The sequence below is a fragment of the Dyadobacter sp. CECT 9275 genome (assembly GCF_907164905.1).
GTDB classification, from domain to species: domain Bacteria; phylum Bacteroidota; class Bacteroidia; order Cytophagales; family Spirosomataceae; genus Dyadobacter; species Dyadobacter helix.
Genome location: NZ_CAJRAF010000001.1, coordinates 534,910 through 548,607, shown reverse-complemented (window position 1 = coordinate 548,607; position 13,698 = coordinate 534,910). Strand labels below are relative to the sequence as shown.

Here is a 13,698-nt window from a genome sequence, read left to right as displayed (position 1 = left end):
CATTTATTCATGAAAACTATAAATTCCAAACTGATATTAGCTTCCGTTGTTCTGCTTGCCACAACGCTGACGGCTTGCTACCAGAAGTTTGACCCCGAAAGTTATGCACCCAGTGTTTCCATTGGGGGTTTTACAAGTGCAAGCGAAATAGCGGGTTCTAATCTGATTGCCTATTGGCCGTTTGACGGAGATTATGTCGATGCAATTTCCAAAACCGCTGGTGTAAACACCGGAACATCCTTCGGTAACGGCCTGAAAGGCCAGGCAATGAAAGGTACTAAAAACGGATATGTCCTTTTCAATCCTACTACCGCCATACTGGGCCTCCGGAGCTTTACCCTGGGATATTGGGTGAACAGCCAGTCCACAACTGCTGCAGGTGGGATCATAGGCCTGGTTACGCTTTCAAGGAAGGATGGCTTCTGGGGTAACCTTGAGACCTTTTTTGAAAACGGAGGTACAACAACAGACGGAATTTTCAAAGCCCACATCCAAAACGACAGCCTTGATACCTGGGTTTCCAAAGATGGGATCGTGAACCTCTACAACTCGTGGAACCACATCGCTTTATCGTATGATGGTACCTCGTCCACCTTCAGTATTTATATTAACGGGTCTAAGGTGAATACCACTACTGTTGCCAAATTCGGCAATCTTAAATGGAAAAACCCCGGCCCGCTGGTGTTCGGCGCCAATCAGTTTCAGACAAAACCCAGCCTGACCACCGAATCAGAACCGCAGTCCTGGGCCAGTTACCTAACAGGTTATCTTGATGAGGTAAGGATTTACAATGTTGCGTTAAAGGACGCGGAAATAGATGCATTGGTGAAACTGGAATCAAGAGGAAAATAATGTCCTTCAGATACTTTTTCTGCTTCATGGTATGGTTCGGAGTTTCCTGCAGACAGGAGGGAGATCCCGAACCACCCGCAAGGGTTGTCTCAGCTTCGTTTGAATTTAACAGCCTGAAAGTTGATGGAGCCTCTGGTGGATTTAACTATCGCGGCGTTCAGATAAAACCGTATCTCCGGTTCAATTTTTCAGGGCCGCTGAATACTTCCTCGTTTGCAAACGCAATCCTTTTCCAGTCAGAATCGGGAGAAGTGGTACCATATACCACCTTACTTGAAAATGGAGACAGTACCATCATTTTGAGCCCGGCAAGTAATTTAAGGTACCTTACCTCCTATCAGATTCTGGTTTCAAAAGCATTAAAGTCAAAAACCAACGGCGCACTACTGAGTGAAGTGTCGGTGAAACTGACCACCACCCTTGATTCTGCTGATAAATTCCCCCGCATTTCAGATGATGCCTTATTGGACCTGATTCAAAAACAAACCTTCCGATACTTCTGGGATTTTGCACATCCGGTAAGCGGCCTCGCCCGTGAAAGAAACACCTCAGGGGATATTGTTACCTCAGGAGGTAGCGGATTTTGGATCATGACCATACCGGTAGCGATTGAGAGGAAATTCATCACAAGAGAACAAGGCCTTGAAAGAATGCAGAAGATCGTAGGTTTTCTGAAAGACAAAACGGATACGTTCCATGGTGCTTTCCCTCACTGGTTGAATGGGGCAACGGGAAAAACAGTTCCCTTCAGCACAAAAGACAATGGAGCTGACCTGGTAGAAACTTCCTATCTTGTTCAGGGATTACTTACTGCACGTCAATATTTTGATGCAACCTCCGCTGCCGAAACTGCATTGAGAAAAGACATTAATACAATATGGACCGCAGTGGAATGGGACTGGTTCCGGAAAAACAACGAAAATGTACTATACTGGCACTGGAGCCCCGACTATAACTGGGAGATGAACCACCAGATAAAGGGCTGGAACGAATGCCTGATCACGTATGTCCTGGCGGCTTCTTCTCCTACGCATCCCATTACAAGAATAGTTTATGAGCAAGGCTGGACAGCCAACGGAGGTTTTGTCAACGGCAAGGAGTTTTATGGAATAAAGTTACCCCTGGGGGAGGATTATGGCGGTCCTTTGTTTTTCGCCCACTATTCTTTTCTTGGATTAAATCCAACGAACCTTACCGATAGGTATACCCATTATTTTACCCAAAACAAAAATCACACTTTGGTCAATTATAACTATTGCAGGGCCAATCCAAAATCCTATTATGGTTACAGCGACCAGAATTGGGGACTCACCGCCAGCGACATTCCGGGTGGTTACGGTGCCAGTTCGCCCACCAACGACAAAGGAGTGATTTCACCCACGGCTGCCCTTTCCTCATTTCCATACACACCTGATGAGTCCATGAAGGCGCTCAAGTTCTTTTATTACAAACTGGGTGACAAAATTTGGAGCGATTATGGGTTCCGGGATGCGTTTTCTCTGGATCAGCTCTGGTTTGCCGGCTCCTATCTGGCCATTGATCAGGGGCCCGTTATTATAATGATTGAAAACCACCGGAGCGTACTCGTCTGGAATTTGTTCATGAGCAATCCGGAAGTCAAAACGGGGTTGCAGACACTTGGTTTCAGTACTGCTGATCTGTAAAAACCATTCGTATAATTCAACAAAAAGTCCGGTAAAAAAATAACCGGAAATAAATGACAACATATTTCCCTTGATGATACCCATGAAAAGTTTTAAAGAGATATTACCTCTGGTTTGCCTTATGCTGCTTTCATATGCGGTTCAGGCGCAAAAGAAAAAAAACCGTGCACCAGATCCGGCCGTTTTCAATCCGGCCGCACGTCCTAAAAATTTATCAGACACCGCACTGCTGGAGCTCGTCCAGCGACAAACCTTCCGGTACTTCTGGGATTTTGGCCATCCGATCAGCGGTTTGTCAAGGGAAAGAAGCAATGAGGCCTACGACTATGGCAGCGAAGTAGTAACAACCGGAGGAACGGGCTTTGGGGTCATGGCCATGATTGTAGCATCGGAAAGGAAGTGGTATCCGCGGGATTCTGTATCTAAAAGGCTCCTGAAAATGGTGAAGTTTTTATCAAAAGCAGATAACTTCCACGGTGCCTTTCCGCACTGGCTCAATGGTGCTACGGGCAAAACCATTCCCTTCAGCCGAAAAGACGACGGCGGAGATCTGGTTGAAACTGCCTTCCTGTTTCAGGGACTTTTATGCGCACGGCAATATTTCAATAAGGATAACCCGATTGAAAATGATCTCCGAAACCGTATATCCTGGCTTTACAATGAAATTGAATGGGACTGGTATACCCGTGGAAATCCTAACCAGCTGTACTGGCACTGGAGCCCCAACAATGGATGGGCTATGAACTTTGAATTACGGGGCTATAATGAAACCCTGATCACCTATATCCTTGCGGCCTCCTCTCCCCGGTATCCCATCAGCGCATTGGTTTATCAGAAGTGCTGGCCACAAAGTGATCACTTTAGGAATGGGAACCAGTATTATGGTATACCGCTGCAACTCGGGTTTCCTTATGGCGGCCCCCTTTTCTTTGCACATTATTCCTTTCTTGGACTGGATCCCCGAAATCTGAAAGACCAGTATGCCGACTACTGGCAGCAAAATGTGAACCATACCCTGATCAACTACCAGCATTGTGTACTTAATCCGCATCATTTTAAGGGATATGGCGAAAACTCCTGGGGGCTCACAGCCAGTGATACCTACAACGGATATAATGCGCATTCGCCGGAGAATGACCTGGGTACCATATCACCAACCGCAGCTCTCTCTTCATTCCCCTATGCGCCAGACAAGTCCATGAAGGCACTCCGGCATTTTTACGATGATCTGGGCGACAAGATATGGAGCGAATACGGCTTCACCGACGCCTTCAACGAATCTCAGAACTGGTACGCCAAATCGCACCTGGCCATAGACCAGGGGCCTATTATTGTGATGATTGAGAATTATAGGACGGGGTTGCTGTGGAAACTTTTCATGCAGGACCCGGATATTCAGAGAGGTCTGAGGACCCTCGGATTTGTAAGCCCGGCAGTAAAATAACCTGCAATTTCCGCGTTACCAAATGGCAAAGCCGCCTGTAGTTATTACTCAGGCAGCTTTGTTTCATTGTGGTAAATTATTGATATCCGGGATTTTGTTTCAGTGTAGGCCTGCCATCCACTGTACTGATATCAATCTGGGTTTGAGGAATAGGGTAATACTCATTTTTATTAGGAGTGAATTTCAAACCTGTCACCTCCGTCACCTTGGTGATTTCATAGGTATAATAAGCATTCAGGAAGCTGTCGGCCAGACCCCAGCGCACAAGGTCAAAAAAGCGGTGGCCCTGCATGGCTAACTCCAGTTTACGTTCAAAATAGATCGCTTTAAGAGAAAATTCCTTGCCGCCAGCCTGGAAGCTGCCTTCCGGATAAAGTGAAATCAGATAATTGGCAGCAGGGGTGGTGGAAAAACCGGCCAGTGGTGTTGCATCGTCCTTATACTTATATACAAACCCCTGAGGGTTAGCAGCTCTGGCTCTCACGCGGTTAACATACGTCTGTGCCACATCCAGATTTCCCGTTTGCGCCTCAGCCTCGGCCGCCATGAGCAGTACATCCGCAAAACTGATCACATTGTAATTAATGGCCGAACCCGGTGCCCAGGCCGTTCCGTCGTAATACAGATTTTTGGTAGCGTTCCAGTAGATGTTTTTCAAATTTACATAAGGCCCTGTAGCCACTGAATTACGGATCCAGGTATTTCCAGGCATCAGGCCCCAGTCTTTAAACGGAATACCTCTGCGGCCTGCGGTCCAGTCCAGCCGGGGGTCAATCGTACCTTCGTCTTTGGTGAAGGGCTGCGTGGATAAAATCCCAATATCATGCTTTATTTCATGCTTGTTATAGTCATCCAGATAAGGTAATCCGGTTGCAGGATTTGTACGAAAGGAATTGACAAGGTCAATTGATGGAAGGAAATTTCCGCAGCAGCCAAAGGGGCTGTTGATCGGGAAGTTGAGCATACTTCCCTGATTAGCCGTTGCAATGGTACCTATCCCCACATTGGCCGACATATCCACGGCAAATAAAGCTTCCGGGCTGGTGAGTTCTTTCTCGGGACGCTGGTTATCTTCAAACTGAGGGTTCAGATTGAGCTTTATTCCCTTGGAAGTAACGCCGTTTTTAATAACCAGGTCAAAATTTGTCTTTGCCTCCGGATATTTTTTCTGATAAAGGTAGGTCTTGGCAAGATAGGCAATGGCTGCCGTTTTATTAATCCTGCCTGCGTCGGGCTGGGTTTCTGCCACATTTTCAACAGCATATTTAAAATCTTCCTCAATTTTAGGCCATATATCCTTGTCGTTCGGCTGCTTGAAGTCGACGGTGGTTTCGTCAATCCAGGGCACCATATTAAACATTCTTTTCAGCTCAAAATAATAATGGCCCCGCAGGAAACGGGTCTGGCCAATGATATTCTTCTTCTCTTCGGCTGTCATGTTCGTCACCTTTTCTGCCACACGCAATACCGCGTTACATCTGGCCACACCGGCATAGCTTGCCTTCCATCTTTCATTAATGAAAGCCGTAATAGGCTCTACGTTCCCGCTGAGCGCATTGGCGTGGGATTCTCCGCCATATCCGCTTCCGTAAATCGAATTATCCGGGCCCACCGCCCAAGCCGTGCCTCCGGTAATATTGAGGCCATAATTCCCCTGCCCGTCCAGTGCAGCATACGCGCCAATCAGCAATGAATTAAGACCATCTTTATTGGCCAACACCTCTTCACTCAGTGCGCCTTGCGGCGTGTAATCCAGAAAGCTTTCTTTACATGACTGAAGCGGTAATACGGCCGTCAGCGCGATCATGAGAATTTGTCTAAAACTTTTCATATCCATATCTTTTAAAATCTTAGAAACTTAGTTTGGCACCAAATAAAAACTGCTTGTCGTTGGGATAGGATGCTTCGGAAGCTCCAAAACTGGTGGCCGAACCTCCTATTTCAGGATCCAGGCCTGAAAACTTGGTGAGCGTAAACAAATTGGCCGATTGCACGTAAATCCGAAGCCCCGTAACTTTTATTCCCTTCAGCAAATTTGCAGGTACGTTGTATCCCAGCTGTATATTTTTCAGCCGCAGATAAGATCCATCTTCAATATAATAGGATGTAGGAGAGCCGTTGGTACTCGCAGTTTGTCTGTTTTCCTGGATACTGACTTTGGCATTTTTCCTCTCCGGTGTCCAGGAGTTGTACAAGGCCGTTTTACTTTTTGCCTGCACATAGGAAGCGTTAAAATCAGTCCAGTACAGGTTCTGATTCCACAGCTCATTGCCCTGTACACCATAGAAAAACATGCTCAGGTCAAAGTTTTTGTATTCCAGTCCCAGGTTGATACCATAGTTAAAATCCGGATTTGGGTTGCCCAGGAACACCCGGTCGTCTGCGGTAATGCGACCGTCCTTATTTGAGTCCTGGAAACGGAACCGGCCCAGAGCCTGCTCTGTCTGATAAATTGTGGCCGGGCTGCCCGTGGCTTTTCTTGCCTCTTCATTGGCCGCATCCAGTTCTTCCGTACTGTTCCAGAAACCAATGATCTGGTATCCATAAAATGCACCGATGGGATGCCCCACTTCATTCCTGATAAAGTTGGTGCCATTGTGTGTTTTGGAAGAGAAAAAATAGTTGGTGTTGTCAGTCACTTTGGTTACCTTGTTCTTGTACGAGGTAAACGTGAGGCCCACATTCAGTTTCAGGCTGTTGCCAATGGTCTTATGCCCCATTACGGATAAGTCAACACCCCGGTTGGTGGTTCCTGCAATATTTACGAAGGGTACCGTACCTTCTCCCTGCGTTCCGGGAACAGCCGGGTTATATAGCAGATCCTTGATATCCTTCCTGAAGTAATCCACCGCTATGTCCAGGGCACCGTTGAGCAAGGTGGCGTCAATCCCTACGTTGGCATTGATATTTCGTTCCCATTTTGCCTCAGGATTACCGATTTGTCCCACCTGAAATCCAGGAACATTTGAATTGTTTGTCCGTCCTATGTCGTAGTAGGAAGCACTTTTATCCATAATAAAGGTATAGTACCCGTTGTTAGCACTCACATTCAGCTGGTTACCCATTACGCCCCAGCTTCCTCTGAGTTTCAGGTCGCTGAGCCATTTTATTCCTCTCATGAATCTTTCTTCCGAAATTCTCCATCCTGCGCTGACCGAAGGAAACCAGCCATACTGATAAGTAACAAATTTTGAAGAGCCATCCCTTCGCAGTGTACCACTCAGCAGGTATTTGTCTTTAAAACTATAGTCAAACCTCCCAAACTGCGAACTGAGGGATTCCATACTTCTGCCGCTGTAATTGGTTTGAGTACCTGCGCCGGTAGAAAGGGTGGTGTAATTGGGATCAAATGTGAAATAATCTCTTGTGGTACCTCCCAGGTTTTCGTAGATCGATTTATATGCCTCTGTACCAGCCATTACCTTGATGTCGTGATTACCAAGGAAAACCTTGTGATAGGTAAGGGTGTTGGTCCATGTCCAGGCATACCCCGACGAAGAACTCTGGGAAAATGAATTGATCTTTACGTTCTCATTGTTCTCATAGGTTGGATAAACGAACGAGCGGGCTGTACCCGAATACATCTCACCTCCAAAATTTGTACGAAAAGTAAAGTCTTTGAATACATCAATCTCCGCAAACATGTTACCGAACAGCCTGTTACCCAAGTTCCTGTCATTGGCCTTCCTCTGCTGTTCACCCACAATATTGTTTCCGTTATAGCCGGTTCCGTAAATCCCTGCATAATTACCCATGATGTCGTACACCGGAATGATAGGAGCCAGTGATGCTGTACGCGATATCGGGTTGGCGTTCGCCAGATCGTTCACCGTAGGATTGCTGCTGACGCTGTAGGTGAGGTTTTCCCCGATCCTGATATGATCACTGACGTTGAACATCGTATTGGTACGGAGCGTATAACGTTTCAGATAGGTGTTCATCAATGTTCCCTGCTGATTGAGATAGTTCAGCGAAACCAGATAACTTCCTTTGTCTGTGCCGCCGCTCACCGAAAGGTTATGGCTCTGATTCACGGCCGGTTTAAAAATTTCGTGAAACCAGTCAGTACCTGTTTTGTTGGCTTTCGTGATACGGTAAAATTTGTTGTAGTCATCCTCCGTATGGAAATTGGGATTTACATAATATTTCGAAGGGTCCACCGCCGGATCGCCTTCCATCTTGCCCACCGGATACAAATAATCCGGAAGTACAGGCGAAGCGCCATTTCCATACATCGGGTCGTTGATATTGGTTATCCCCGTGTTTTTATATCCTATCCACCTTAATTCAGCTTCCTCCATCGGGCTCAGCAGATCCCAAACGTTCCCTTTCAGGGGAGTCTGAACGCCGTAATAGGTATCATACTGAACCGATACCTTTCCGGTGCCTCTTTTTGTGGTCACAATAATAACCCCGTTGGATGCCCTCGAACCATAAATGGAGGCTGCACCGGCATCTTTTAATACCTGGATAGAGGCGATGTCGTTCGGGTTGAGGTTAGTACTGTTCTGCGTGGGCACCCCGTCAATCACGTACAAGGGCGTATTGTTCCCAAATGTATTGATACCCCGGATCCTGATCTGCGGTTCTGAACCGGGCTGGCCGGAAGAGATCACCGTAACACCGGCCGCTTGCCCTTGCAACAGGTTGGAGAGAAGCCCCGTAGGTTGTTTTGTAATTGCGGCCACATTTACCACAGCCACAGAACCGGTGATGTCTTTCTTTTTCTGACTGCTGTAAGCCGTTACTACTACTTCATTCAGAATTTTGGTATCTGCCAGCAGCCGCACATTGATCTCCGTCTGATTACCAATGCTTACTTCCTGCGAAAGGTAACCTATAAAAGAAAAAGTCAGAACGCCCTGCCCATCCGCAACATTGATTTTGTAGTTTCCCTCCGTATCGGTGGAAGTTCCGATAGAGGTTCCTTTGACAATTACATTTACACCAACCAACGGTTCGTTCTGATCGGAAGTTACCTTCCCACGGATTTCGGTTGGTACACGAGCCAGCTCCCGTCCGACGGCCCTTGCACGGCCAGCCCAGGTTTCGGCACTTGCTCCCAGGCTTATGACCGCCGCCAGCAAGAACCCAAAGCAATGTTTTACTGATAAGTAGTTTTTTACTTTCATAAACGTGTAGGTGAAGGTTTAGGATTACCCATCAGATGGAGAATCCGGGTGAGAAAGATTATTTTCATTTATCCAGGGTTAATTGAACTATATCAAGAATAGTTCTTTCTTTTAATTGTGTCAATTAAACACCATAATTGAAAGATGCAATAATATTTAACTACCTGTTAATAAATTAGTTAAAAAATTTCTGCAAAGGATTGCGAAAAGGTTTGCAGAAATATGCCCTCTCATTTGCCTCAAACAAATTTTCTATTTCACCAAATCAGGGCATCTCTGAGGCTGGTTACTTTATATATAATTATTCAAATAAAATAAGACCAGCAGCCCTATTGAACGGTATCATCCGGGAGTTAGATTCTCCTGACATTTCCGGCGGCGGCCGTTTGGTTAAGAAAAAAGCACCACATAACGGTGCTCCTGCCTATCCGATCCCGGTTCGTCACTTTTCAAAATTCGGTGTGATATTCATCTGATCCGATTGCAGCCCTCTAAGCTTGACTTTCAGAATGACGCCATCGGGTGTTAAAGTAGAATGGTATACCTCGTCACCATTCCAGATCCTGGTTTGTTTCCATTCTCCCTCCACAAAAGTACCTTCCTGCATATAAATGAATTCGGCCGATGAAAATCCCGACCCAAGCTTGGGCCTGAACTGGAACTTCGCATCAAAGCCAATAAGATAAAATTCATCAGGAGCTATTTCGGCTATCAGAACCCGGCCTGTAAGATCTGGCCCCACTTTGTAGCTGGGGAAGCCAAAAGTCAGCAGCAGGTTATAATTTGTGAAGTGAAGCAGCTTGTCGCCAAGGCCACCCTCCTCCACTGCGGCTTTTAATTTTCCGGTACCCTGCAGGCTTGTAATCAGCGGGATGGCAGGTGCCAGCAACCGGTAATTGTCTGCAATGGCTGTAAACTTTTCGTCAAGCCGGGTTTTATCACGTTTGTCATGCGGGTCTCCATGAAAAGGGTCAATGCCGTAAGGTGCCACACCAATGGCATTATAATCTCCGATGGCATAAAAGTGAAAACGAGCAAAAGTCATCCCTTTCCCTGTTTCAGGAACAAACAGCGCATTATCCGGGCGTTGATATTTCTCGCATAAATCCCTGAACTGCATGTAGTTTTTGTTGTAAATATCCACAGCGAGCAAGTCAATTGCAGGCCCGGCCACTTTGTAAACATCCAGCATATTAGAAGTAGGGCCGCCGCTGGGATGTTCTCCTGCGCGTTCAAAGCGGTTTTCCCTCAGCCACGAATTCACATATACTGGCAGCGGGTATTCCTTTTTCCCTTTTGCAGCGACGTCGTTAATATAGGAAGCCATGTGCCAGGCCGAAAAAGTTTCTGCCGCATCCACCCCAAACACCTGCTGCCAGGTTCCGGGTTTCTTTTTTAAGGCTGATATCAGTTTACCCGGAACCTGCCCGTTAAAAAGTTTAGTGGCTGTTACAGAATAATCCCGGTCAGTACCAAGGGAACCTGGCTCATTTTCCGCCTGCACCATAATCACGGTCCGGTAGCTTTCGTCAACATCCCGTATATGCGCCATCAAAGCGGCAAAGGCACGTGCATCTGCATTACGATTATTTTCAGATAAGGTAGATAAAACCTGGATCGGCCGGCCACTGCCATCCAGCATGCGCGGATGTTCTGCTGTATTTTCCTTCATCCAAACAGGAATGTACTGCGAACTCCCGTTTTTGTACGAAGCAAACCATAGCAATACCAGTCGGATACCTTCACGCCGGGCATCCAGAATCAGTTTGTCCAGATTGGCAAAATCAAATTTCCCTTTTTCTCTTTCAATATGCTCCCAGTAGACCGGCACTTCCAAAGTATTACACTGTAGCTCCCTGAGCTGTGGCCAGGTTTTATCCAGCATAGCTGGCCATCCGCTGGAATTCCACATCTGAGCCCCCAGAATAAGATACGGTTTACCATCCACCATGAGGGTATGCCTGCCTTTTTCACTGACCAGTCTCGGAATTGGTTTTCCTGCCATTTCCCGCTGACTGACAACTGCCTGCCCATGTGCGAAAATATTGGCGGCAACTGAGAAAATAATAATCGAAAAGAAAGTTTTCAGCATAATAAGGATATAAAAATTTACCTTGTTAAATAAGGGACGAGAATAAGAATTACCCTGGAATCATCACGGATGTGGGCCGCGATGGTGTGCCCGCCAGATAAGGTCCGGTTGTATTTTTCCACGAAAAATCTGTTTTGCTGATTGTGTCAGCCAAACACGAGTAAAGGAAAGTTGAAATTTTATTTAACTTGTTACAATTAAAACAGTTAAAAAACTTCCGCAAACCTTTGCGCAAACCTTTGCAGAAATATTTAACCGTTTAATTCGATTCGGTAACTTGTTTAAAAGCACATAATTGAGTCCTTATGCCTATGGGTAACAGTTGGTATTATTTAAAGATATTCGTCAGAATCTGAAATGGAAGAAATTACGCTAAAGACAATTGCTACACAGCTGGGTATATCCATCTCGACCGTTTCACGAGCATTGAAAAACCATCCCGATATAAAAGAATCCACAAAAAAAGCGGTTTATGATCTGGCAGAACAGCTGGATTACGAACCCAATCAGCTGGCGTTTCAACTGTTGAATAAAAGAAGTAATACCATTGGCGTTGTGGTTCCAAAAATCAGCTATGCGCTTTATCTCCAGGCCATCCCCGGAATGGCGGAAATTGCAGAAAAGAATGGGTATCAGCTTCTGATCTGCCAGACAGACGATAATCACGAAAAAGAAGTAAGGCAGATACAAACCCTGCTGAGCTCGCGTACATCTGGTATCGTACTGTCTCCTTCGGCAAACAGTACCTCAGTTGAACACCTGTTAAAAGTCCAGCGCAAAAATGTTCCGCTGGTATTGTTCAACCGCGACTGTGAGGAAATAATCTGTTCAAAAGTTATTATTGACAATCAGAAAGCGGCATACGAGGCTGTATCCATCCTGCTTTCCCGGGGTAGAAAACGCATTGCGTATCTTGGCGGTCCCAATCATCTTCAGATTAGCCATAACCGGCTCAACGGATATCGCAAAGCACACGCAGATTTCGGGATAGATGTGGACGACGAACTGGTGCGGATCATCAGCCAGGAAAAAGAAGATATGATTAAGGCTATCCACGATCTTTTTGAATCCAACATCCAACTGGACGCCATCGTAGCATATAGCGATCAGATTGCCCAATGGGCGCTGGTACTTTCCAAACAGAAGGGAATGAAAATCCCAGAGGACCTCTCGATCATTGGCTTTTATGACGAACCGGTCAATGAGTTGCTGGACCCGCCGCTGAGTTCGGTATCTCAACCGGCCTATGAAATGGGTGTGAAAGCACTTGAACTTATTTTCAAGGAGCTGAATAGCACCCGTTTTGCCTTTCAAAAAATAGTTCTGGAAAGCAAGCTCATCATCCGGGGCTCCATCTAGGTCTCGTTACCTCACAGATTACCCCTCCCATTTGGCAGTATTTCATCTCTTAAATCGTATCTTAGTATTCTTTTCCTAACGTGCTTGCGATTTGAATAAAAAGAGATATTGTTGATTAACATTAGATATCATTCATATGAACGCATTGTACAGATTTTATTCCGCACTTTTGATGGTCGCGTTTTATGCCGGATCCGTTTCGGCACAAATCTGGCAGGCCGTTGAACCTTCCAATCTTCCTGAGAAACGCCATGAAAATGGCATGGCACAGGCCCATGGAAAATTGTATCTGATCGGAGGCCGGGGTAGCAGACCCGTAGATGAGTATGATCCAAAAAAAGATACCTGGACAACGCTTAGCAAGGCACCACTTGAAATGAGTCATTTTCAAGCGGTTTCCTTTAAAGATGAAATTTATGTCTTAGGAGCCTTTACAGGCGGATTTCCCCACGAGATACCCATTCCTAATATTTATATCTTTAATCCTATAAAAAACGAATGGCGCAAAGGACCTGAAATCCCTGAAAATCGCAGGCGCGGAGCTGCCGGTGCATTTACAATGAACGACAAGATCTATCTCGTGTGTGGGATTCAGGATGGACATTGGGACGGCCAGGTTGCGTGGTTCGATGAATATACCCCTGCCACGAATACCTGGAGAAAACTGACCGATGCCCCTCGCCCGCGTGATCATGTACAAGTTGCCGTTCATGAAAACAAACTTTACGTTGCCGGGGGAAGGCTGTCCACTGCACGGATCAATCAGGTAATCAATACGACGATCAAAGAAGTAGACGTTTATGACTTTAAGACAGACAAGTGGACGACACTGGACGAATCCAATAACCTCCCGACACTGCGGGCCGGCCATACCACGGTGGCCTATGGAAACAAGATCCTCGTAATTGGCGGAGAGAGCGGTACTCAGGAAGCCGCACACAGCGAGGTGGAAGCTTTCAATACCCAAACCCAGAAATGGGAAAAACTACCTTCAATGCACCAGGGGAGACATGGAACACAGGCCGTAGTACTAAACAAAAAGGTATATATTGCGACAGGCTCGGCCAATAGAGGCGGCGGGCCAGAACTGAACGATATGGAAATTATGGAAAAATAAAGGAGCAATTTCTAACCCGCATACTTCATCGCCATATT

General features: G+C 46.2%; 9 protein-coding genes. 6 read left to right on the top strand and 3 right to left on the bottom strand.

From position 1 onward, the window contains the following. Positions 1-9 precede the first annotated feature (9 nt). The 3 genes from KOE27_RS02175 to KOE27_RS02165 all read left to right on the top strand — a co-directional run bounded on the left by KOE27_RS02175 (position 10) and on the right by KOE27_RS02165 (position 3,960). Positions 10-852 carry a LamG domain-containing protein gene (locus tag KOE27_RS02175; RefSeq protein ID WP_215237219.1) on the top strand — a complete coding sequence of 281 codons (843 nt, stop codon included), beginning with the start codon at positions 10-12 and terminating at the stop codon, positions 850-852. Positions 853-878: 26 nt separating this feature from the next. Continuing rightward, the gene (locus tag KOE27_RS02170; RefSeq protein ID WP_215237218.1) at positions 879-2,516 is read left to right on the top strand and encodes a glucoamylase family protein; all 1,638 of its coding nucleotides are present in this window, start codon (positions 879-881) and stop codon (positions 2,514-2,516) included. An 82-nt stretch (positions 2,517-2,598) separates the two neighbouring features. Further along, a complete protein-coding gene (locus KOE27_RS02165) occupies positions 2,599-3,960 on the top strand; it encodes a glucoamylase family protein (protein WP_215237217.1) in 1,362 nt (453 codons plus the stop codon). A gap of 76 nt (positions 3,961-4,036) precedes the next feature. On the opposite strand, the gene KOE27_RS02160 is transcribed toward KOE27_RS02165, so the two are convergent. Together KOE27_RS02160 and KOE27_RS02155 are read right to left on the bottom strand one after the other, a co-directional pair. Beyond that, positions 4,037-5,791 (bottom strand): RagB/SusD family nutrient uptake outer membrane protein, encoded by a 1,755-nt coding sequence (locus tag KOE27_RS02160; protein ID WP_215237216.1) that lies wholly within the window; start codon positions 5,789-5,791, stop codon positions 4,037-4,039. Between the two features lie 19 nt (positions 5,792-5,810). Next, positions 5,811-9,092: a SusC/RagA family TonB-linked outer membrane protein gene (locus KOE27_RS02155; protein WP_215237215.1), complete on the bottom strand. Its 3,282-nt coding sequence runs from the start codon at positions 9,090-9,092 to the stop codon at positions 5,811-5,813. Between the two features lie 200 nt (positions 9,093-9,292). Here KOE27_RS02155 and KOE27_RS02150 point away from each other — a divergent pair, with 200 nt between their 5' ends. Then, the gene (locus KOE27_RS02150) at positions 9,293-9,568 is read left to right on the top strand and encodes a hypothetical protein (RefSeq protein WP_215237214.1); all 276 of its coding nucleotides are present in this window, start codon (positions 9,293-9,295) and stop codon (positions 9,566-9,568) included. Here the strand turns inward: KOE27_RS02150 and KOE27_RS02145 are convergent. Then, positions 9,535-11,184, bottom strand: coding sequence for a DUF5597 domain-containing protein (locus tag KOE27_RS02145; protein ID WP_215237213.1), 1,650 nt, complete (start codon positions 11,182-11,184; stop codon positions 9,535-9,537). The genes KOE27_RS02150 and KOE27_RS02145 overlap by 34 nt on opposite strands. Before the next feature lie 357 nt (positions 11,185-11,541). On the opposite strand from KOE27_RS02145, the gene KOE27_RS02140 reads away from it, so the two are divergent. Continuing rightward, the gene (locus KOE27_RS02140) at positions 11,542-12,543 is read left to right on the top strand and encodes a LacI family DNA-binding transcriptional regulator (protein ID WP_215237212.1); all 1,002 of its coding nucleotides are present in this window, start codon (positions 11,542-11,544) and stop codon (positions 12,541-12,543) included. Positions 12,544-12,679: 136 nt separating this feature from the next. Then, positions 12,680-13,660 (top strand): Kelch repeat-containing protein, encoded by a 981-nt coding sequence (locus tag KOE27_RS02135; RefSeq protein WP_215237211.1) that lies wholly within the window; start codon positions 12,680-12,682, stop codon positions 13,658-13,660. Positions 13,661-13,698 lie beyond the last annotated feature (38 nt).